The organism is Rhizobium giardinii bv. giardinii H152 (genome assembly GCF_000379605.1).
Taxonomy (GTDB): Bacteria; Pseudomonadota; Alphaproteobacteria; order Rhizobiales; family Rhizobiaceae; genus Pararhizobium; species Pararhizobium giardinii.
Window position 1 is genome coordinate 161047 of sequence record NZ_KB902691.1, and the last position, 22717, is coordinate 183763.

At 62.1% G+C, this 22717-nt stretch carries 17 protein-coding genes; 10 read left to right on the forward strand and 7 right to left on the reverse strand.

What is annotated here, in order from left to right:
- Positions 1–33 precede the first annotated feature (33 nt).
- The 5 genes from A3AY_RS0122395 (at position 34) to A3AY_RS0122415 (ending at position 6318) form a co-directional block, all read left to right on the forward strand.
- Entirely contained in the window at positions 34–1899 is a 1866-nt protein-coding gene (locus A3AY_RS0122395; RefSeq protein WP_018327922.1) for a 5'-nucleotidase C-terminal domain-containing protein, read from the forward strand.
- Positions 1900–2030: 131 nt separating this feature from the next.
- Entirely contained in the window at positions 2031–3062 is a 1032-nt protein-coding gene (hemH, locus tag A3AY_RS0122400; protein ID WP_018327923.1) for a ferrochelatase, read from the forward strand.
- Positions 3063–3257: 195 nt separating this feature from the next.
- Positions 3258–4262: an SPFH domain-containing protein gene (locus A3AY_RS0122405; protein WP_018327924.1), complete on the forward strand. Its 1005-nt coding sequence runs from the start codon at positions 3258–3260 to the stop codon at positions 4260–4262.
- 3 nt (positions 4263–4265) lie between these two features.
- Positions 4266–4721, forward strand: coding sequence for an NfeD family protein (locus A3AY_RS0122410; RefSeq protein ID WP_018327925.1), 456 nt, complete (start codon positions 4266–4268; stop codon positions 4719–4721).
- A 94-nt stretch (positions 4722–4815) separates the two neighbouring features.
- The gene (locus tag A3AY_RS0122415) at positions 4816–6318 is read left to right on the forward strand and encodes an outer membrane beta-barrel protein (protein WP_018327926.1); all 1503 of its coding nucleotides are present in this window, start codon (positions 4816–4818) and stop codon (positions 6316–6318) included.
- Positions 6319–6369: 51 nt separating this feature from the next.
- Here A3AY_RS0122415 and galU read toward each other — a convergent pair whose 3' ends face one another.
- A complete protein-coding gene (galU, locus tag A3AY_RS0122420) occupies positions 6370–7257 on the reverse strand; it encodes a UTP--glucose-1-phosphate uridylyltransferase GalU (RefSeq protein ID WP_018327927.1) in 888 nt (295 codons plus the stop codon).
- A 303-nt stretch (positions 7258–7560) separates the two neighbouring features.
- On the opposite strand from galU, the gene A3AY_RS0122425 reads away from it, so the two are divergent.
- Positions 7561–8781, forward strand: a complete 1221-nt coding sequence (locus A3AY_RS0122425; protein WP_018327928.1) for a lytic murein transglycosylase — start codon at positions 7561–7563, stop codon at positions 8779–8781.
- A 113-nt stretch (positions 8782–8894) separates the two neighbouring features.
- Positions 8895–10121, forward strand: coding sequence for an SGNH/GDSL hydrolase family protein (locus A3AY_RS0122430; RefSeq protein WP_018327929.1), 1227 nt, complete (start codon positions 8895–8897; stop codon positions 10119–10121).
- Here A3AY_RS0122430 and A3AY_RS0122435 read toward each other — a convergent pair.
- On the reverse strand, positions 10118–10750 hold the full coding sequence (locus A3AY_RS0122435; protein ID WP_018327930.1) for a TetR/AcrR family transcriptional regulator: 633 nt from the start codon (positions 10748–10750) through the stop codon (positions 10118–10120). The two genes, A3AY_RS0122430 and A3AY_RS0122435, sit on opposite strands and share 4 nt — an antisense overlap.
- Positions 10751–10895: 145 nt before the next feature.
- Here A3AY_RS0122435 and A3AY_RS0122440 point away from each other — a divergent pair, with 145 nt between their 5' ends.
- A complete protein-coding gene (locus A3AY_RS0122440) occupies positions 10896–11294 on the forward strand; it encodes a RidA family protein (RefSeq protein WP_018327931.1) in 399 nt (132 codons plus the stop codon).
- A 143-nt stretch (positions 11295–11437) separates the two neighbouring features.
- Here the strand turns inward: A3AY_RS0122440 and A3AY_RS0122445 are convergent, their stop codons facing one another.
- From A3AY_RS0122445 to gltB, 3 genes are read right to left on the reverse strand one after another with little or no spacing between them, the layout of a single operon-like run.
- Positions 11438–12892, reverse strand: a complete 1455-nt coding sequence (locus A3AY_RS0122445; protein ID WP_026203718.1) for a glutamate synthase subunit beta — start codon at positions 12890–12892, stop codon at positions 11438–11440.
- 15 nt (positions 12893–12907) lie between these two features.
- A complete protein-coding gene (locus tag A3AY_RS39820; RefSeq protein ID WP_018327933.1) occupies positions 12908–13075 on the reverse strand; it encodes a hypothetical protein in 168 nt (55 codons plus the stop codon).
- Positions 13075–17799, reverse strand: a complete 4725-nt coding sequence (gene gltB, locus A3AY_RS0122455) for a glutamate synthase large subunit (protein ID WP_026203719.1) — start codon at positions 17797–17799, stop codon at positions 13075–13077. Before gltB ends, A3AY_RS39820 begins: the two co-directional genes overlap by 1 nt.
- A 561-nt stretch (positions 17800–18360) precedes the next feature.
- Here gltB and A3AY_RS0122460 point away from each other — a divergent pair.
- A complete protein-coding gene (locus tag A3AY_RS0122460; RefSeq protein WP_018327935.1) occupies positions 18361–19407 on the forward strand; it encodes a threonine aldolase family protein in 1047 nt (348 codons plus the stop codon).
- A gap of 324 nt (positions 19408–19731) precedes the next feature.
- Here A3AY_RS0122460 and A3AY_RS0122470 read toward each other — a convergent pair whose 3' ends face one another.
- The gene (locus A3AY_RS0122470; RefSeq protein WP_018327937.1) at positions 19732–20223 is read right to left on the reverse strand and encodes an Hsp20 family protein; all 492 of its coding nucleotides are present in this window, start codon (positions 20221–20223) and stop codon (positions 19732–19734) included.
- A 505-nt stretch (positions 20224–20728) separates the two neighbouring features.
- Here A3AY_RS0122470 and A3AY_RS0122475 point away from each other — a divergent pair.
- On the forward strand, positions 20729–21742 hold the full coding sequence (locus tag A3AY_RS0122475; RefSeq protein WP_018327938.1) for an alpha/beta fold hydrolase: 1014 nt from the start codon (positions 20729–20731) through the stop codon (positions 21740–21742).
- Positions 21743–21877: 135 nt separating this feature from the next.
- On the opposite strand, the gene hisN is transcribed toward A3AY_RS0122475, so the two are convergent.
- A complete protein-coding gene (hisN, locus tag A3AY_RS0122480; protein ID WP_018327939.1) occupies positions 21878–22651 on the reverse strand; it encodes a histidinol-phosphatase in 774 nt (257 codons plus the stop codon).
- Between the last annotated feature and the right edge of the window lie 66 nt (positions 22652–22717).

The window sequence follows — 22717 nt, forward strand, 5'->3', positions numbered from 1 at the left end:
CGGCAGACCGACCCGTCGAAACAGGAGATATTCATGATCAGACATTTGCGAACCGGACTGATGACGGCCTCGATCCTTGCACTTTCAACCAGTGCCGCCTTCGCCGATTATGAATTGAACATCCTGCACATCAACGATTTCCACTCGCGCATCGAATCCATCAACAAGTTCGATTCCACCTGCACGGCGGAGGAAGAAGGCAAGAACGAATGCTTCGGCGGCGCTGCCCGGCTGAAGGTGGCGATCGACCAGAAACGCCAGGAATTGACCGGCAAGAACGTGCTGCTTCTGAATGCCGGCGACAACTTCCAGGGCTCGCTGTTCTTCACGACCTACAAGGGTGCCGCCGAAGCCGAATTCCTCAACCTGATGAAGTTCGACGCCGTGACTATCGGCAACCACGAATTCGATGAAGGCGAAGACGGCCTGGCGACCTTCCTCGACAAGGTCACCTTCCCGGTCATCTCCTCCAACGTGCTGGCCGGCTATAAGTCGAAGCTGATCGACCGCATCAAGCCCTCGCTGGTACTCGATGTCGGCGGCCAAAAGGTCGGCATCGTCGGCGCGGTCACCAACGACACGGCCGAAATCTCCTCGCCGGGCGACAACGTGCTGATCGGGATCGACGTCGACACCATCACCACGGCGGTACAGGACCTGAAGAAGCAGGGCGTCGACAAGATCATCGCGCTCACCCATGTCGGCTATCCGCGCGACCTCGCCGTCATTGCGAAGATCCCGGATGTCGACGTGGTTGTCGGCGGCCATTCGCACAGCCTGCTGTCCAACACCGACGAGAAAGCGGAAGGCCCCTATCCCACGATGGTCGACAATCCCGGCGGCTACAAGGTACCCGTCGTTCAGGCCGGGTCCTACAGCAAGTATCTCGGCGACCTCGTCGTCACCTTCGATGACAGCGGCGTCGTCAAGTCGGCCAAGGGCGATCCGATCCTGATCGATTCCAAGATCAAGCCGGACGAAGCGGTCCTCGCCCGCATCAAGGAACTGGGCAAGCCGATCGAGGAGCTAAAGACCAAGATCATCGGCAAGACCGACGCGCCGATCGATGGAAGCCGCGAATCCTGCCGCGCCCGCGAATGTGAGATGGGCGACCTCGTGACCGACGCCATGCTTGACCGCGTCAAGGGCCAAAGCGTCACCATCGCCATCACCAACGGCGGCGGCCTCAGGGCCTCGATCGATGCCGGCGACGTCTCGATGGGCGAAGCGATCACCGTTCTGCCCTTCCAGAACACGCTCTCGACCTTCCAAATCAAGGGCGCCGATATCGTTGCAGCGCTTGAAAACGGGGTAAGCCAGATCGAGGAAGGCGGCGGTCGCTTCCCGCAGGTGGCCGGCCTTAAGTTCGCCTTCGACAGGTCCAAGCCCGTCGGTAGCCGTATTTCGAACGTCGAGGTCAAGGAAGGCGAAGCCTTCGTCGCGCTTGATCCGGCCAAGGCCTACAATGTCGTCTCCAACAACTATATGCGCAATGGCGGCGACGGCTACAGCATCTTCAAGACCAAGGCCGAGAACGCCTATGACTACGGTCCGGGCCTTGAGACGGTGCTCGCCGACTACCTGGCGGCCCACAACCCCTACAGGCCGATGACCGAAGGACGCATCACCGAAATCGCCGCTGCGACCGAGACCACGCCCTCGGCGCAGGCAAGCACCGACACCGCCGCGCAGACCGCAACGCCGGAAGCCAAGCCGGCAGCAGAAGCCGCGGCAGGGACAGAAACCAGGCACGTCATTGCCAAGGGCGATACGCTCTGGGGCCTGGCCAAGGCCGTTTACGGCAACGGCGAACTCTGGAAGACGATTGCTGCTGCCAACGGCAATCCGGTTCCGGAAAAGCTGGAAATCGGCAAGGAGCTGCAGATCCCCGCCAAGTAAGACAATATGTCTCTTGTCCAAAGACCGGTCCGGGCTTTCCCGGGTCGGTTTTTCTTTTTATGCACGGCATGAATCGCAGGGCTGCCCTTACCATATAGCAGGCACGCCCACCTTACCCGCAGGATATCCGCATGACCGCGACCGACATCACCGCCCCGAACCATCCGCCCGTCAAATTCGGGAAAGTGGGCGTTTTGCTGGTCAATCTCGGCACGCCCGACGGCACCGACAAGGTCTCGATGCGGCGCTACCTCAAGGAATTCCTGATGGATCGGCGCGTCATCGAATGGTCGCCGTTCTTCTGGTATCCGATCCTCTTCGGCATCGTTCTCAACACCCGTCCTGCCAAGGTCGGCAAGGCCTATGAGACGATCTGGAACAAGGACCTGAACGAGAGCTACCTGCGCACCTACACTCGCAACCAGGCAGAACTTATGGCGAAATCCTTCGCCGATCTGCCTGATGTGCGTGTCGACTGGGCCATGCGCTACGGCCAGCCGTCGATCCGGTCGAAGATGGAGGAACTGCAGAAGGACGGCTGCGAAAGGATCCTCGTCTTCCCGCTCTACCCGCAATATGCGGCGGCGACCACGGCGACCGTCAATGACGAGGCCTTCAAGGCACTCCTGAAAATGCGCTGGCAGCCAGCCCTGCGCACGGCAGCGCCCTATCACGACGATCCCGTCTATATCGATGCTTTGGCCAACTCGATCACCACCCACCTCGCCACTCTCGACTGGCAGCCGGAGGTGGTGCTCGCCTCATTCCACGGCATCCCGCAATCCTATTTCGACAAGGGCGACCCCTATTACTGTCAGTGTCAGAAGACCGCCCGGCTTTTGCGCGAAAAGCTCGGCTGGCCGAAGGAAAAGCTGCAGGTCACCTTCCAGTCGCGTTTCGGGCCCGAGGAATGGCTGCAGCCCTATACCGACAAGACGGTCGAGAAACTGGCTCAGGAAGGCACCAGGCGCATCGCCGTCATCAATCCCGGCTTCGTCTCGGACTGCCTGGAAACGCTGGAGGAAATCGCCGAACAGGCGGCCGAGAGCTTCCATCACAACGGTGGCGAGAAATTCACCCATATCCCCTGCCTCAACGACGGCGCCGACGGCATGAAGGTGCTTGAGACCGTGGTCCGCCGGGAGCTGCAGGGCTGGGTCTGACCACCGTCATGGGCAGGGGTCACCGTGGCGTCACCGACGCCCTCTTTCCACCCGCGACTTCGTCGCCAGCCCCCTAAAACAGAGCCGCAACAGCGCCGAAGAAATTCCACCAATCCTTGCAAATAACCCTGTCAACTGCCACGTCTTGTCCTAGAGTGCATCAACAACAGGATGCGCCCAACAGGAGAACACCCAATGCCGCTGGCCGGACTGGATATTGCCGTTATCGTACTTGTGGTCCTTGCCGTTCTTGTCATTTTCAAAGGCGTAAAAACCGTCCCTCAAGGCTATCGCTACACCGTCGAACGTTTCGGCCGATACACGAAAACCCTTGAGCCCGGCCTGAATATCATCATTCCGTTCATCGACGGCATCGGTGCCCGGATGAACGTGATGGAACAGGTGCTCGACGTGCCGACGCAGGAGGTCATCACCCGCGACAATGCGAGCGTCTCGGCCGACGCCGTCGCCTTCTACCAGGTGCTGAATGCCGCCGAGGCCGCCTATCAGGTCTCGAATCTCGAAACCGCCATCCTCAACCTCACCATGACCAATATCCGCTCCGTCATGGGCTCGATGGACCTCGACGAACTGCTGTCGAACCGCGACACGATCAACGACAAGCTCTTGCGCGTCGTCGATGAGGCCGTCGGCCCCTGGGGCATCAAGGTGACCCGCGTCGAGATCAAGGACATCCAGCCGCCGAAGGATCTGGTCGACGCGATGGCGCGGCAGATGAAGGCCGAGCGCGAAAAGCGCGCCCAGGTGCTGGAAGCCGAAGGCTCGCGCAACGCCCAGATTCTGCGCGCCGAGGGCGCCAAACAATCGGCGATCCTCCAGGCCGAGGGCCAGCGGGAAGCTGCCTACCGCGAGGCCGAAGCGCGCGAGCGCCTCGCCGAAGCCGAAGCCAAGGCCACCAGGATGGTGTCGGAAGCCATCGCTGCCGGCGACGTGCAGGCGATCAACTACTTCGTCGCGCAAAAATACACCGAAGCGATGGCCTCGATCGGCACCGCCCCGAATTCGAAGGTCGTGCTGATGCCGATGGAAGCCTCGTCGCTGATCGGCTCGCTCGGCGGCATCGGCGCGATCGCCAGGGAGGTGTTCGGCGATGGCGGTACGCCGGCTCCCGTGCGGCAAGCGACGCCACGCACGACGCCCGTGCGCAATCCCTTCGCAACACCGCAACAGGAAAGCTGATCCATGATCGAGCGCATCATCCTTGAACTGGGTCCCTGGGGTTGGTGGGCGTTGGGTCTGGTGCTGCTGGCAGCCGAAGTCGTGGCGCCCGGCATGTTCCTCGTCTGGATCGGCATAGCGGCGATCCTGACCGGCGCCGTCTCGCTGCTGCTCTGGGAAGCCAGCTTCTGGGTCTGGCAGGTGCAGCTGGTCTTCTTCGCCCTCCTTGCCGTCGTCGCGGTTTTTGTGGGGCGCCGCCTGCTTGCCGGCTCGGACGCGTCGGACGAGCCGCTCCTCAACCAGCGTGGCGCCCGGCTGATCGGTCGTACCGCCGTACTGGAAAAGCCGATCACCGAGGGCCGCGGCCGGATCCGGCTCGACGACACGACATGGACCGTCAGCGGACCGGATCTTCCTGCCGGTGCGCGTGTCAAGGTAACCGGCAGCAGCGGCGGCCGGCTGACCGTGGAAAGCGCCTGAAATTAAAGCCGAAAGCCGCTTCGGAAAGAAACGGTTAACCACATCCGTTTACGGTTGCTCAACACTGGTAAACGGATTCCCGGGCATTCGGCAGATGACGCCAATCTTTCCACGAACGAAGAGGACTTACGTCCCGCGCCCGGCCGCGGTTGCGTGGGCCGTCGCCGGCTGTGCGCTGCTTTCGCCCCATCTGGTTTTCGCCCAGGCTCTTCTGCCTGCATCTGACGACGCCGACACGACAACCGTCAGCAGCACTGCAACGACAACAACCGGCACCGCGGCCGCCAATGCGACCACACCGGGCTCCGGGGCCGGCCAGGACCCTGTATCTACGCTCACCACCGGTTCGATCAGCACCGATGCCGGCGAACCGCTGCTCAACGATCCCGCCATCGACGAAGATCTGGCCCGCACCAATCTGCGCGAAAGCACCGTCGATGGCCTGCGGTCGCAGCTCGATCTCGACCGCAACGATGCGCCCGGCGTCCGGCTTGGCAGCTTCATCCTGAAACCGACCCTCGGCCAGACCTTCAACTACGAGAGCACCAAGACCGGCAGTTCGAAGCAGAGCCGCAGCTATCTCGAAACCGGCCTGAAGGGTACGCTGACCTCCGATTGGTCGCGCCACCAGTTGACCGTCACCGGCGAAGGCACCTGGCAACGCAACGTCTCCGGCTCCGGCGAAACCGAACCGACCGCCGACATCGAGGCGGCCCTTCGCCTCGACATCGGCAACGACACCACGGGGACGCTGAAGGCCGGCTATCATTTCGAGCGCGAGGATGCGACCGATCCGAACGCGATCAGCGACGCCAGCACGCAGTCGGGCGTCAACCAATATACGCTCGGCGCCGGCATTGCGCATGACTTCGGCATCCTGCGCGGCTCCGCCAAGGTGGATTACGACCGCTACGTCTATGGCGATGTGGATCTCAGCGACGGCTCGACATTGTCGCAGGAAGACAGGAACCGCAACGCAGGCGCCGTCACGGTGCGCGTCGGCTACGACCTTTCGCCGGCGCTCATCCCGTTCATCGAAGCCTCGGCCGGAAAGTCGATCTACGACCTGCGCACGGACACCTCGGGCTTCGAGCGGTCCTATGACAGCTATGGCGGCCGGGCCGGCGTCGAGGTCGATCTCGGCGAAAAGCTCAACGGCGAAATCGCGCTCGGCTACCAGACCTACCGGTTCGAGGACAATCGCCTCGAAGACCTTGACGGCGTCACCATTGACGGCCTGCTCAACTGGTCGCCGCAGCGCGGCACGAACATAACATACGGCATTTCGACCGGCATCGAACCCTCGACCACGCCCGGCGACAGCGGCGCGCTCGCCTATACGCTGAGCAGCAAGGCGACGCATGAACTGCGCTCGAACCTCGTGGCTCGCCTGTCGAACAGCCTGACGTTCCGCAACTATCCGTCCGGCAGCGTTTCGGAAGACCAGAGGGTCTGGCTCGCGGGCGCCGGTTTGACCTGGGACCTGAACCGTTATCTCGCCCTCACCGGCGATGTCGGATACGAACGCACCACGCAGGATACCGCCCCATCGACCAATATTGCCCGCGTGGGCGTCGGCCTGACGTTGCGGCGCTAACAACATCCCCCGCCTGCGCGGCAGACGGGGGTTCCATTCATGTCCGGTGGGTTACTGCAGCTTCGAAACCAGCGCCTTGAGCTGGGCTTCGACGGTCGGGCGGATATCGGCGCGCTCGAGCGCGAAGGCAACGTTGGCAAGGATGAAACCGTCCTTGGCGCCACAGTCATAGGTGTCGCCGCGGAACACGTAGCCGGCGAAATCCTGGGACTGAAGCAGCTTGAGCATGCCGTCCGTGAGCTGGATTTCATTGCCGGCGCCACGCTCCTGGTTTTCCAGGATAGAGAAGATTTCCGGCTGCAGGATATAGCGGCCGTTGATGAAGAAGTTGGACGGTGCCGTGCCCTTGGCCGGCTTTTCGACCATGCCGGTGATGCGGAAGCCATCGCCGATCTTTTCGCCAACGCCGACAATGCCGTATTTGTGCGCCTGGTCGGGTTCGCACTCCTCCACCGCTACGATGTTGCCGCCGCTCTCAGAATAGAGATCCATCATTCCCTTCATGCAGCCCGGCTCGCCGCGCATGATCATATCGGGCAAAAGCAGCGCGAAGGGTTCGTTGCCGACGATCTCGCGGGCGCACCAGACAGCGTGTCCAAGTCCCAGCGGCTCCTGCTGGCGCGTGAAGCTCACCGAGCCCGCCTTCGGCAGTTGCTGCGCCAGAAGCGTCATCTCGGCCTTCTTGCTGCGCTCGCGCAACGTCTGCTCGAGCTCGAAATGAATGTCGAAATAGTCCTCGATCACGTGCTTGTTGCGGCCGGTGACGAAAACGAAATGTTCGATGCCGGCCTCCAGCGCCTCGTCGACGACATACTGGATGATGGGCTTGTCGACGACCGTCAGCATTTCCTTGGGTACGGCCTTTGTTGCTGGCAGGAATCTCGTTCCAAGACCGGCCACGGGGAATACGGCCTTACGGACCTTACGCTTGTCAGTCATTGACATCTCCAGAATCATCACACTGCGATTTTAAACGGGGCAAATTGCTATCGATAGGCATTAAAGGGCAAATTGCTATTTTTTTGAGAAGGAAGACGGTTCCACCCATTCATGGTAAAGAATTTGTTGACTTCATTTTCGTAAGATTCCCACTCTGGCGGTCGCCTTTTGGCTGAACGGCCCGAAAATGGAACCACATGCATGTAACCTATGCGTGAAGCTGGCTCTAAGACTGTAAATTTGCGCACCGCCGATCAGACCACTGATCCCGTGCGGAGCGCCGACCAACGGAAACGACAGCTGATGACAAAGACCCAAAAAAATCTCCTTTGCCGTGCCGCAGCCGCGTTCATCACAGCCACAGCCTTGTTTGCCTCGTCCCCCGTCTGGGCGGATGCCGGTTTCGAGACCTGGATCAACAGCTTCTATGCCACCGCGGCAAAGAGCGGGATCAGCAAGGCCACCTATCGCCAGGCCTTCGCCGGTATCAAGACGCCCGATCCGGACGTGCTTGAGAAAGCACGCTACCAGCCCGAATTCAAGCACAAGATCTGGGAATATATCGATAGCCGCGTAAACCCCTATACGCGCAAGATCGGGCAGGAAATGGCGGTCAAGCATGGCCGGACACTCGCTGCCCTCGAGCGCCACTTCGGCATCGACAGGAACATTCTTCTGGCGATCTGGTCGATGGAATCCAACTATGGCGCGGTCCTGGCAAAGGACGAGCGGCTTCACTATGTCCCGCGCGCATTGGCCACCCTTGCCTATGCCGATCCGAAACGGGCCAAATATGCCAAGACCCAGCTGATCGCTGCCTTGAAGATCCTCCAGAACGGCGACGTCGGCCCGCGCGACCTGAACGGCTCCTGGGCTGGCGCCATGGGCCACACGCAGTTCATTCCGACCAGCTATCTGCTCTACGCCATCGACGCCGATGGCAATGGCCACAAGGACATCTGGAACTCCGTGCCGGATGCGCTGGCAACCGCTGCCAATCTGTTGAAGAAGAATGGCTGGCAGCCGGGCCAGACCTGGGGCTATGAAGTGGCCCCGCCGCGCGACGGCAGCCAGTATGCCGGCCAGACGAAGACGCTGGCACAGTGGGCCGCCCTCGGCTTCACCCGCCCGAACGGCAAGGGCTTCCGCAACGGCGACCAGCGCGCGGAGCTGAAAATGCCCGGCGGCGCCGGCAGCCCGGGCTTTCTGATGACCAAGAACTTTTTTGTCATCAAGCGCTACAACGCCTCGGATTCCTATGCGCTCGGCGTCGGCCTGCTTGCCGACGAAATCGCCGGCTACGGCGGCATGCAGCAGGCCTGGAGCCGTCCGGACGGCTCGCTCGACATCAAGCAGAAGTTCGAGCTGCAGTCCCGCCTGAAGGAACTCGGCTATTATGACGGCGAAGTCGACGGCAATTTCGGCTCCGGCTCAAAGGCCGCCATCCAGGCCTTCCAGAGCCGCAACGGCCTCGCACCGGACGGCGAACCGACGCAGCATCTGTTAAAGGCTCTGCGGAACTAGCCCTCAATTGCGGCGCATTCCTGCGCCACGATCGACGGACAGGTCCTAAAGGGAGCCGATGCGCATCCTGCGCTGCGTATTGGCTTCAGCGCGAAAGACGCCCGGTACGATTCATGAGCACGAAGACGGCATTCAGACGCGGCATGAAGTGGCTGCTCAATGGCCTGATTGTCATTGCGGTCGGCGTCACGGCATTCGTGGTCGAGCCGCCACGACAGGCCGGCGCCCAGGAGCGCCGGTCGATCCTCGACATGCTGTTCGGCTTCGGCCGGCGGCGACCGCCGCCGGTCTATGAAGACGTTCCGATCTACGAGCCACGGCAGCGGCAGCCGCAGCAACAGCGGCAGCGGCCGCGTAAGGTAAAGCAGAAGGCCAAGCCCGCTCCGGTCGAGCCCGCCCCCGTCGTGGTGGAAAAACTGGACAATGCCAAAAAGGTGCTGGTCGTCGGCGACTTCATGGCTGGCAGCCTCGGCGACGGGCTGAAGACCGCTTTTGAAACGACCCCCGGCATTGTCATCGAAACCCGCGCCAACGGCTCCTCCGGCCTGGTGCGCGAGGATTATTTCAACTGGCCGGAAAGCCTGCCGGCCTATGTCGCCGAGATAAAACCGTCGATCGTCATCGTCAGCCTCGGTGCCAACGAACGCCAGCAGATGTCGATCGATGGGGAAAAGGAAAAATTCCGCACGGACCGCTGGCTTTCCGAGTATACCCGCCGCACCGGCGCCTTTGCGGCGCTTGCCCGCAGCGAGAATATCCCCCTGCTCTGGGTCGGCATGCCGCCCTTCCAGTCCACCGCGATGACCGCCGACATGGTCACGTTGAACGGTATCTTCCGCACGGAAACGGAAAAGGTCGGCGGCACCTTCATCGACATCTGGGACGGTTTCGTCGACGAGGGCGGCAAATTCGTCATGACCGGCTCGGACATCAACGGCCAGCAGGTCCGCCTGCGCGGCTCGGACGGCATCAACCTGACCAAGGCCGGCAAGCGCAAGCTCGCTTTTTACGTCGAGAAGGACATCCGCAAGCTGCTCGGCGATGCCGCCGCCTCGACGCTGGACGTTCCGGGCGCCGATGGTCTCAAAGACCTCGTCGTCGCCGCTCCTACCGCCAACGAAGACATCATCCAGACCCAGCCGATCAGCCTCGACGACCCCGATCTCGACGGCGGCGCGAGCCTTCTCGACGGCGCGACGGCGCTCATCAGCAACGGCAAAAGCCCACGCGACCGCCTCGTCGAAAAAGGCGAGGTCGCCGATGCTCCGATCGGACGCGTCGACGACTTCCGCCTGGCAAAGCCGCAGACGGTGATCAGCAACCCGGTGATCCGGAATTAAGCGAGAGGCAACGGGTCTGCGGTCTGACCGGCAGCATCCCCGGCTTTGACGGAAAATCCCGAGGCCAGAATGCGGAATGCCTCGACAGCCTTCGGCAACACGTCCAGCGGATTGTCGCTGGCAGCGATCCATAATGCCGCGTTCAGCGCCGCGCCACTCAGGAGCCGGGCTGCCGCTTCGGCATCGACCGGCTTGACCACCCCCTGCGCAATCAGTCGCTCCACGGCCCGCTTGGTGACCTGCAGGCAGCTGTTCTGACTGGGCCATTGAGACGGATCGCCCAGCACGGCGGGTCCGTCGAGCAGAACGATACGCTGGACTTCCGGATCAAGCGCCATCTCGATATAGGCCACCCCTTCCGCAAGCAGGCGCTGCCAATCATCTCCCGCGCGAGCTCCAATTTCCTGCGCGCGCGATGCCATTTCCGAATCGATCTGGTCGACGACCGCCGCCAGAAGCCCGCGCTTGTCCCCGAAGTTGTGATAGAGCGCGCCGCGCGTCAGTCCGGCATCGGCAGTCAGGTCATCCATCGACGCAGCGGAATATCCTTTTTCGGCAAAGGCCTTGCGACCCGCGGCAATCAACTTTGCCCGGTTCTGTTCCATCGTCTCGGCGCGCTTGTTCGCCATTTTTGGTAATTCCACATACGCATCGTATACTAACTTGACATACGGATCGTATGTCAGTATCTACATACGCACCGTATATCAAAGGGAGCCGCGTGTGAAGGGCAGCCCTGCAGGATCGCGCTCCCCAAAAAAGGAAGGATCAGACATGACTGAACGACAGGCAATCTTCCCCGCCAACCGGCACGCTCTCTACGAGGCGCACGGCTATTCGGCGGCAATCCGTTCCGGCGACCTCCTGTTCGTTTCCGGGCAGGTCGGCAGTCGCGCCGATGGATCACCAGAACCGGATTTCGAACAGCAGGTGAAATTGGCTTTCGATAATCTCAAGGCGACGCTGAACGCGGCGGGCTGCACGTTCGACGATCTGGTGGATGTGACCACGTTCCACACCGACCCCGAAAATCAATTCGGGGCGGTCATGGCCGTCAAGCAGTCGATTTTCGAACGGCCGCCCTACCCGAACTGGACAGCAGTCGGCGTAAACTGGCTCGCGGGATTCGATTTCGAGATCAAGGTCATCGCCCGTATTCCTTCGAAATCATGACGCTGTTCACTCCCGGTTTTCGGGAGAAAGCCGCAGACTTCCAGAATTGACGAGAAGCCTGCCGCAGACCGGTCGAACAAACCCGGTTTTGCGGCAGTTCACTTTCATTTAGCCGGCGCATGGCATTGCCGGAAAGCCGCTTATCACCGCGGCAGCACCGTCGACCCCATCAGCGCCTCGTCGATGGCGCGGGCGGCCTGGCGGCCTTCGCGGATCGCCCAGACGACCAGCGACTGGCCGCGGCGCACGTCGCCGGCCACCCAGAGCTTGTCGACCGAGGTGCGGTAGTCCTTGTCGTTGGCAACGACATTGGTCGAGCCGCGGCGGTCGGTGTTGATCTTCAGCGTGTCGCCGAGATCCTTCAGCACGCTGTCGGTGAACGGGCCGCTGAAGCCGATGGCGATGAAGGCGAGATCGGCCTTGATGACGAATTCCGTGCCGGCGATCGGCTTGCGGCGCTCATCGACCTGACAGCATTTGACACCCGTCAGCAGGCCGTCTTCGCCGACGAATTCGAGCGTCGCCACCTGGAACTCGCGCACGGCACCTTCGGCCTGGGAGGACGAGGTGCGCATCTTCGTTGCCCAGAACGGCCAGACGGCAAGCTTGTCTTCCTTTTCCGGCGGCATCGGGCGGATATCGAGCTGGGTCACCTTGACGGCGCCCTGGCGGAAGGCGGTGCCGACGCAGTCGGATGCGGTATCGCCACCGCCGACGACGACGACATGCTTGCCGCCGGCCAGGATCGGATCGGACGGCCAGCCGACGCTGTCGATGTTCTCGCGGCCGACGCGACGGTTCTGCTGGACGAGATAGGGCATCGCATCATGCACGCCGGCGAAATCGACGCCCGGAATACCGGCATTGCGCGGCGTTTCCGAACCGCCGCAATAGAGCACGGCATCATGGTCGGCCATCAGGCTTTCGACGGTGCGATCGACACCGACATTGACGCCGCAATGGAAGGTGACCCCCTCGCCGCGCATCTGGTCGACGCGGCGGTCGATGAAGTTCTTCTCCATCTTGAAGTCCGGAATGCCGTAGCGCAGCAGGCCGCCGGGCTTGCTTTCGCGCTCATAGACATGGACCTCGTGACCGGCGCGGGCAAGCTGCTGCGCAGCCGCCATGCCTGCCGGCCCGGAACCGATGATCGCCACCTTCTTGCCGGTCTTCACGACGGCCGGTTGCGGCACGATATAGCCCATTTCATAGGCCTTGTCGGCGATCGCCTGCTCGACGGTCTTGATCGCCACCGGCGCGTCCTCGAGGTTCAGCGTGCAGGCTTCCTCGCAGGGAGCGGGGCAGATGCGGCCGGTGAACTCCGGGAAGTTGTTGGTCGAGTGCAGGTTGCGGATCGCCTCGTCCCAGTTGCCGTTGTAGACGAGATCGTTCCAGTCGGGGATCTGGTTGTGCACCGGGCAGCCGGTCGGGCCGTGGCAATAGGGGATGCCACAGTCCATGCAGCGTGCGGCCTGTTTCTGCACTTCCGGGTCCGACATCGGGATTGTGAATTCGCGGAAATGCCGAATGCGGTCCGACGCCGGCTGATACTTTGCCAGCTGCCGGTCGATTTCCATGAAACCTGTAACCTTACCCATGTTTCGTCCCTTATATCATAGAGGAGGCCACGCGGGACCCCAGTACCAGTAGGCGAAGCCGATCAGCGCCCCCAGCACAATGAATTCCATATCGATTTCGCCGTTCGCCATGAACGCGATCGCCGGAACAGCGACCGCGACACCCGCCGAAATCACCCGATGAACGGCAGCGCCGTGCGGCATCACTCCGCCGCGATGCCCATCCGCATGCGCTCCATTTCCTCCAGCGCACGCCGGTATTCGACCGGCATGACCTTGCGGAATTTCGGCCGGAACTCGACCCAGTGGTCGAGGATTTCCTTGGCGCGCGGCGAGCCGGTGTAGTGCAGATGGTTCGAGATCAGCTGGTAGAGCCGCTCGTCGTCATGGCGCGTCATGTCGCCGGACACATCCACCCTGCCCTTGTGCATGAGATCGCCGCCGTGATGATGCAGCTTCTCCAGCATGTCGTCCTCTTCCGGAACCGGCTCGAGCTCGACCATCGCCATGTTGCAGCGCTTGGGGAAATCGTCGCTCTCGTCCAGCACATAGGCGACGCCGCCCGACATGCCGGCCGCGAAGTTGCGGCCCGTCTCGCCAAGAACCACCACCACACCGCCGGTCATGTATTCGCAGCCGTGGTCGCCCACGCCCTCGACGACCGCGATGGCGCCGGAGTTCCGCACGGCGAAGCGTTCGCCGGCGACGCCGTTGAAGTAGCATTCGCCCGAGATGGCACCGTAGAGCACCGTGTTGCCGACGATGATCGACTTCGCCGCGACGATCTTCGAGTTTTCCGGCGGGCGCACGACGATGCGGCCGCCCGAAAGGCCCTTGCCGACATAGTCGTTGCCGTCGCCGATCAGCTCGAAGGTGATGCCGCGTGCCAGGAAGGCACCGAAGGACTGGCCGGCCGTGCCGCGCAGCTTCACCGAGATCGTGTCATCCTTCAGGCCCTTGTGACGATAGCGCTTGGCGACTTCGCCCGACAACATCCCGCCAGCCGAACGGTCGACGTTCTTGATGTCGACCTCGATCGAGACCGGGGTCTTCGCTTCCAGCGCCGGCTGTGCGGCCGCAATCAGCTTGCGGTCGAGGATGTCGTGGATCGGGTGGTTCTGCTTCTCGGTCCAGTAGGTCTTTTCCTTCGGCGCATCGACCTTGTGGAAGATGCGGGAGAAGTCGAGACCATTGGCCTTCCAGTGCGAGATCATCGCGTCCTTCTCGAGCAGTTCGGAAAGGCCGATGATGTCGTCGAACCTGGCAAAGCCGAGCGATGCGAGGATTTCGCGCACTTCTTCGGCCACGAAGAAGAAGTAGTTGACCACGTGCTCCGGCGCGCCCTTGAAGCGCTTGCGCAGGACAGGATCCTGTGTCGCCACGCCCACCGGACAGGTGTTGAGGTGGCACTTGCGCATCATGATGCAGCCGGCGGCAATCAGCGGTGCCGTCGAGAAGCCGAACTCGTCGGCACCGAGCAGCGCGCCGATGATGACGTCGCGGCCGGTCTTCAGGCCACCATCGACCTGCAGCGCGATGCGCGAGCGAAGCCCGTTCAGCACCAGTGTCTGATGGGTTTCGGCAAGGCCGATTTCCCATGGGCTACCGGCATGCTTCAGCGAGGTCAGCGGCGAGGCACCCGTGCCGCCGTCATAGCCGGAGATGGTGATGTGATCGGCGCGCGCCTTGGCAACGCCGGCCGCAACCGTGCCGACGCCGACTTCGGAAACGAGCTTCACCGAAACATCAGCTTGCGGGTTGACGTTCTTCAGGTCGTAGATCAGCTGCGCCAGATCCTCGATCGAGTAGATGTCATGGTGCGGCGGCGGCGAGATCAGGCCGACGCCCGGCGTCGAATGCCGGGTCTTGGCAACCGTCGCATCGACCTTGTGGCCGGGCAGCTGGCCACCCTCGCCGGGCTTGGCCCCCTGCGCCACCTTGATCTGCAGCATATCGGCATTGACTAGGTACTCGGTCGTGACGCCGAAGCGGCCGGACGCCACCTGCTTGATGGCGGATCGCTCGGGGTTCGGCGAACCGTCATAGAGCGGGAAGTAGCGATCGCTCTCCTCGCCGCCTTCGCCGGTGTTGGACTTGCCGCCGATGCTGTTCATCGCAATGGCCAGCGTTGTATGCGCCTCGCGGCTGATCGAGCCGAAGGACATCGCCCCTGTCGAGAAGCGCTTGACGATGTTGACGGCCGGCTCGACCTCGTCGATCGGGATCGGCTTGCGGCCGAGCGCCTCGGCTGACCTGATCGAGAACAGGCCACGAATGGTGTTCATGCGCAGTGCGGCACCATTCACCATCTCGGCAAATTCGCGGTAGCGCTCGACGGCATTGCCGCGCACGGCATGCTGCAGCGAGGCGACGGCGTCCGGCGACCAGGCATGACCCTCGCCGCGCATGCGGTAGGCATATTCGCCGCCGATATCGAGCGTGTTGGCAAGGATCGGGTCGGAACCGAAAGCCGCCTTGTGACGGTTGAAGGTTTCCCTGGCGATCTCCATAAGGCCGATGCCCTCGATCTGCGTCGCCGTGCCGAAGAAATAGCGGTCGACGAGTTCGGACGAGAGACCCACGGCGTCGAATATCTGGCCGCCGCAATAGGACTGATAGGTCGAGATGCCCATCTTGGACATGACCTTGAGAATGCCCTTGCCGACCGCCTTGATGTAGCGATAGACGATTTCGCCGCCATCGACTTCCTTCGGAAACTCGCCGCGCTTGTGCATGTCGGTGAGCGTATCGAAGGCGAGATAGGGGTTGATCGCTTCGGCTCCATAGCCCGCGAGCAGGCAGAAATGGTGCACTTCGCGCGGCTCGCCGCTCTCGACGACCAGGCCGACGGAGGTGCGCAGCCCCTTGCGGATCAGGTGATGATGCACGGCAGCGGTCGCCAGAAGTGCGGGGATCGCGATGCGGTCCGGGCCGATCTGGCGGTCGGACAGCACGATGATGTTGTAACCGCCCTTGACGGCCGCTTCCGCCCGCTCGCAGAGCCGGTCGAGAATTTCCGGCATGCCTTCGGCGCCACGCCCGACGTCATAGGTGAAGTCGAGCGTCTTGGTGTCGAACCGGTCTTCCGTGTGGCCGATCGAGCGGATCTTTTCCAGATCGCCATTGGTCAGGATCGGCTGACGCACTTCGAGCCGCTTGGCATGCGACATGCCGGCATGGTCGAGAATGTTCGGCCGCGGCCCGATGAAGGAGACGAGGCTCATCACCAGCTCCTCGCGGATCGGATCGATCGGCGGGTTGGTGACCTGCGCAAAGTTCTGCTTGAAATAGGTGTAGAGCAGCTTGGTCTTGTCCGACATTGCCGAAATCGGCGTGTCGGTCCCCATCGAGCCGATCGCTTCCTGGCCGGTCGTCGCCATCGGCGACATCAGGATCTTGGTGTCTTCCTGGCTGTAGCCGAAGGCCTGCTGGCGGTCGAGCAGCGACACGTCACGGCGCAGCGCGCGCGGCTCGACGGGCTTCAGATCCTCCAGGATGAGCTGGGTGTTGTCCAGCCACTGGCGATAGGGGTGCTCGTTGGCGAGCTTCGACTTCACCTCCTCGTCGGAGATGATGCGGCCTTCCTCCATGTCGATCAGCAGCATCTTGCCCGGCTGCAGCCGCCACTTCTTGACGATGCTTTCTTCCTTCACCGGCAGGGTGCCGGCTTCGGACGCCAGGATGACGCGGTCGTCATCGGTGACGAGATAGCGGGCCGGACGCAGGCCGTTGCGGTCGAGCGTCGCGCCGATCTGCCTGCCATCGGTAAAGCAGACGGCGGCCGGACCATCCCACGGCTCCATCAGGGCAGCATGATATTCGTAGAAGGCCTTGCGTGCCGGCGCCATCAGCTGGTTGCCGGCCCAGGCTTCCGGGATCAGCATCATGACGGCATGCGACAGCGGATAGCCGCCCTGCACCAGGAATTCGAGCGCGTTGTCGAAACAGGCCGTATCCGACTGACCTTCGTAGGAAATCGGCCAGAGCTTGGAGATATCGTCGCCGAACAGGGGCGAGGACACCGAAGCCTGGCGCGCCGCCATCCAGTTGACGTTGGCGCGAAGCGTGTTGATTTCGCCGTTATGCGCGACCATGCGGTAAGGATGCGCCAGCTTCCACGAGGGGAAGGTGTTGGTCGAGAACCGCTGGTGGACGAGCGCGACTGCCGATTCGAAGCGCGGATCGGACAGGTCCTTGAAATAGGCGGCCACCTGATAGGCGAGGAACATGCCCTTGTAGACGATGGTCTTCGACGACAGCGATACCGGATAGAAACCGGTCTCGGCGCCATGGAACGCGTCATAGATACGGTTGGAGATCACCTTGCGCAGCGTGAACAGGCGGCGTTCGAACTCGGCGTTGGTCGCTGCATCGCGGCCGGCACCGATGAACACCTGCAGGTGGTGCGGCTCCGTCGCGGCGATCTCAGGTGCCTTCGACAGCGAGGAATTGTCGACCGGCACCTCGCGGAAGCCAAGCAGCACCTGGCCTTCTTCCGCGACGACGTCGGCGATCACCTGCTTGAAGTGGGCGATCTGCGCCTCGTCGCGCGGCATGAAGAGATAGCCGACGGCATAATCGCCTGCCTTCGGCAGGGTCACGCCCTGAAGCGCCATTTCCTCGCGGAAGAAGCGGTCGGGAATCTGCACGAGAATGCCGGCGCCGTCGCCCATCAGCGGATCGGCACCGACTGCACCGCGATGCGTCAGGTTTTCCAGGATGAACAGGCCGTCCTTGACGATCTGGTGCGACTTCTGGCCCTTCATATGCGCAACGAAGCCGACGCCGCAGGCGTCATGCTCGTTCCTCGGGTCATAGAGACCCTGTTTTTTCGGCAGGCCGGACGGGAATGCGGTGTTTTTCTCAACCGTCGCCGTTGGGCGCACAGTGTTGAGTCCAGTTTCGGTGGATGGCGTAAAGTCCGTCATCGTCTTCCTCCTGTTGACCCGGCTGAGCCGGATTTTCCGCAGTCCAGGCAGGCTTTCGCGGGCAAGTTTCCCGTTCCAGGCCGGCGCCGGCATTATCGTTGCATGATCCTGAGCCGGTCGCAAATGAAGCGTTTACTGCATCAGGCAAGATGCTCGCGACCATCGCGATTGCCACGTTGGCCCGGACAATGGAGCGCCCGGCGCGGTTGACAATCGTCGGCCGGCCACCGCTTTTGCGCGGGCGTTCCGGCGTCTTTCCGGTCGTGAGACCGAAATAGGACAGTCTTGCTGTCCTATTTCATAGGCTCTATGCCAGAAACCTCCCCGCACCGCAAGGGTACCAATATAAAATATTCCGGGAGATTTTGCCGAACATTGCGGTTAATTTCGCGTTTTTGTAATTTTCTTTCGCCATCCCGCCATTTTCTTCAATTTGGTTTCAAACTGGTCTGACATTGTCCTTATCCGGCAATTCCGGATTGATTGCCGCTGAAGCATCTTTATGGTCGCGACCAGCCAATCCCGCCGGAGCGTTTGCCCGCAAACCACAGGACCACATCGATGATCTTTTCTTCCGACAACTGGGCGGGCGCCCATCCCGTGATTGCCGAAAGCCTGGTCAAAGCCACCAGCGGCTACGCCTCCGCCTATGGCACCAGCGACCTCGACAAGAAGGTTGAGAAGACCCTTTCGGAGATTTTCGAACGCGATGTCGCCGTCTTCTTCGTCGCCACCGGAACGGCGGCCAATTCACTGGCGCTTTCCAGCGCCAACCGCCCGGGCGGCCATGTCTTCTGCCATCGCGAGGCGCATGTGAATGTCGACGAATGCGGCGCCCCCGAATTCTTCTCGCACGGCAGCCGCATGACCCCGGTGGACGGCCCGTTGGGCAAGATCGATCCCGTAAGACTGGAGGCCGAGATCAAGCGCTTTCCGCCCGGCTTCGTCCATGGCGGACAGCCGATGGCGATCACGATGACGCAGGCCACCGAGGCGGGCACGGTTTACAGTCTCGAAGAGATCGACGTGATCGCGCATATCGCCCGAAAATTCAAACTGCCCCTGCACATGGACGGTGCGCGCTTTGCCAATGCGCTGGTGACGCTTGACGTCACCCCGGCTGAAATGACCTGGAAACGCGGCATCGACCTGCTCTCCTTCGGCGGCACGAAGAACGGCTGCTGGTGCGCCGAGGCGCTCATCCTGTTCGATACCGCCAAGGCCAGCCAGATGCACTATCTGCGCAAGCGCTCCGGCCAGCTCTTCTCCAAGTCCCGCTTCATCGCCGCCCAGTTCGATGCCTATCTCGGAGGCGGCCTCTGGCTGGACCTTGCCCGGCACGCAAACGGCATGGCGTATCGGCTGGCCGAGGGCATCGAAGCATCGAAGGGCGCACGGCTTGCCTGGCCGAGCGGCTCCAATGAACTCTTCGTCATCCTGAAGAAGGACACGGCAAAAAAGCTGGAAGAAAAGGGCGCCGTCTTCTACGACTGGCCCGTGCCACACACCCTGGCGGGATCGATCGCGGCCGATGAAGGCCTCTATCGCCTGGTCACCAGCTTCGCGACGTCGAAGGAGGACGTGGAGCAATTTATCGCGGCTTGCTAAGTCCGGCCCGCGGGCAATGGATGCGGCGCCTGAATGAGTAAAGAGAGACGATGCGCCGCTTCCTGCCTGAAACCTTCACCCTCCTTCTCGTCCTGACTGTCCTCCTTGCCTCTCTGCTTCCGATTTCCGCAGAGCCGGCCGAATAGTTCGGCCTGGCGACGAAGATCGCGTCCACCAGATCCAGTTGATGGCCTGCGGTGATTGCCCAGAAATATGCGCAAAGGGGGGCGGCTGCCGCCGCTCAACAATGGCGGTGGTCCTGTCCGTTGAACCAAATAAAAAACGGCGCCCTCCCGGACGCCGTTTCTTCATCTCGTGATCCGCTTACTTGGCAGCAGCTTCGATCTGGGCGGAATCGACCTGGGTCGCCTCGATCTGCTTGGGCTGCGACGCCGCGGCGCTGATTTCGATGCGGCGCGGCTTGGCGGCTTCGGGGATCTCGCGCAGGAGATCGATGTGAAGCAGGCCGTGCTTCAGCGAAGCGGACTGGATTTCCACGTGATCGGCAAGCTGGAAGCGGCGCTCGAAGGCGCGCTTGGCAATGCCGCGATACAGGAACTGGTTTTCCGGGGTCTTTTCTTCGCTCTTCTCACCCTTGACGGTCAGCGTGTGCTCGCGCGCTTCGATCGAAAGCTCGGTTTCATCGAAGCCGGCGACGGCCATGGTGATCCGGTAGGTGTTTTCACCGGTCCGCTCGATATTGTAGGGCGGGTAGGTCTGCGACTGGTCCGGCTGGCCGAGACTGTCAAGCATGGTGAAGAGACGATCGAAGCCGACCGTGGAACGATACAGGGGGGAAAAATCAACGTGACGCATGGTGTCCTCTTGAGAGCAACTGTTAGCGATCATGGCCTTGTCATCCCGAAAAGCGGCGATGGCAAAGCCGGTTAGACGGGCCCGCCTTCGGCGCCCGCAACGATGAGATGGGGATTGTTTTTCCGGCCTTCAAGACCCGGAAAACAAGTTGGGGCCGCCGGAAACACAGCCTTTTTCGATAAACGCAGAATGAACGGTCGGTTCGTCTGCCGTTCAGCTTGAGCCGGCTAGATTGGCATGATCGGAAGACAAGGCGGGCAGCACGGTGAACGTCCCTTCTCCCGCAGGCTGCCCTGCTCGGCCGACCGACTGTCTCTGGCCGGGAACGGTAAATCTGTCCCCCCACCGTTTCCGGCCGCTTTTTCTTTGACGGCTGGTGCGTGCTCGCCTATCCCTTGATGCGCAAGCCTGCACCCTTCCTTAATCGGAATCTTTCAAGGTTGGGTCCTGAGTATCCAGTGTTATCAGCACGCAACTTGCAGAGCGCCGCCGGACCGACCTTGCCATGATGCCAACCCTTCATTCCACCCCGGACAATCCGATCCCCAGCAATCATACCGTCGGCTTCTTCGAAGGGGTCGGCGGCAAGAAAATCCGCTATGCTATTTTCAAATGCGCCGCGCCTGTCGCGAGCGGCACCGTCGTGCTTTTGCAGGGCCGCAACGAATCGATCGAGAAATATGCCGAGACCATCGGCGAATTGACGGCGCGCGGTCTCTGGGTCGCGACCTTCGACTGGCGCGGCCAGGCGGGCTCGGAGCGCCTGCTGAAGAAGCCGCGCCGCGGCCATGTCCGCCGCTTCAGCGACTACGAGCGCGACCTCACCATCTTCCTCGACAGGATCGTGCTGCCCGATACGCGCCTGCCCTTCTTCATGATCGCCCATTCGATGGGTGCGCTGGTCGCGCTGTCGCAGGCGCCGCTGCTCGCCAGCCGCATCGATCGCCTGGCGATCCTGGCGCCCTTCGTCGCGCTTGGCGCTCAAAGGTTTGGACACCGCACGATCGGTTTTCTCGCCGCCGCCTTCAGCCTGTGCGGCCTGGGATTCCTGCCCTTGATGCGCGACAAAGACGCGCTGCCGTTTTCGGAAAACCTGCTGACATCGGATGCGCGCCGCTTCGCCCGCAACACCGCGCTGACCGACATCCATCCGGAACTGGCGCTGGGGCCGCCGACCGCCCGCTGGTTGCATGAGACCTTCAAGGCGATCAGGCGCGTTTCAAGCCGCGAGCACCTGACGCAGATCCGGGTGCCGACAATCCTGCTGGCACCGACGCGGGACTTGCTCGTGCCGCATCTCGCCGTCGAGAACCTTGCCCGCAACTTCCGCGCCGGCCACATGATTCCGATCGACGGGGCCCGCCACGAACTGCTGCAGGAGGCCGATTACTACCGAGCCCAGGCGATCGCCGCGATCGAAGCCTTCATTCCCGGCAGCAGCGCCGATGTGGCGATGACGGATGCGGATGAGCCGTCCGGCGAGAGCGTCTCAGAGTCCGTTTGGAAACTCGGCGGCTGAGAGCCGTCGGGGGATTTTTGTGCTCCCTGAGGAGCGATTTGCAGCCGATATCTCCGGATATCCGGCAAGAAGCGCGACGCGAGGGAGCGCAAAAAGACCCGGCGGATCGACCCGTGCGACGTTCCAAACGGACTCTCAGCCCTTTAGAATGGCCAGCGCCTGCCGGTGAACCTCTGCGCTGCCGGCCGCGATGATTTCGCCGCCCATTTCCGCCGGCCCGCCGTTCCAGTCGGTGACGATGCCGCCGGCCTGCTCGATCAGCGGGATGAGCCCGCCGACGTCATAGGGCTTCAGGCCGCATTCGATGACGACGTCGATATGGCCGGAGGCGAGCAGCGCGAAGGCGTAGCAATCGCAGCCGTAGCGGGCGAGCTGCACCTTGCTCTGCACCGCCTCGAACCGGGCCTTGATGTCGCCGGTATAGAGATGCGGCGAGGTGGTGAACAGGATCGCCTGCGAAAGATCGGCGCAAGCGCGCGTCGCGATCTTCCGGTTGCCGTCGCGGCCGCGATAGAAGGCATCCTTGCCGTCGGCGAAATAGCGCTCCTCGGTGAAAGGCTGGTCCATCAGCCCCATCACAGCCTCGCCCTTGTGATAAAGGCCGATCAGCGTGCCCCAGACCGGCAGCCCGGAGATGAAGGCACGCGTGCCGTCGATCGGGTCGATGACCCAGACATAATCCCGGTCGAGGCCGACATTGCCGAATTCCTCGCCGAGAATGCCGTGATCCGGGAAATGGCTTTCGATCAGGCTGCGGATCGCCGCTTCTGCCGCACGGTCGCCTTCGGTCACCGGGTCGAAACCGGCAGCCTCCTTGTTGGCAACGCTGATGCCGGTGCGGAAACGCGGCAGTGTTTCGGCCTTGGCCGCATCGGCGAGGCGGTCGAAAAATTCACGGTCCGGCAGCATGGGGCCTCACGAAATTCGAGGAAAGAGGGTGCATAACGTGCTTATTGCAGATTTTTTTAAAAAAGA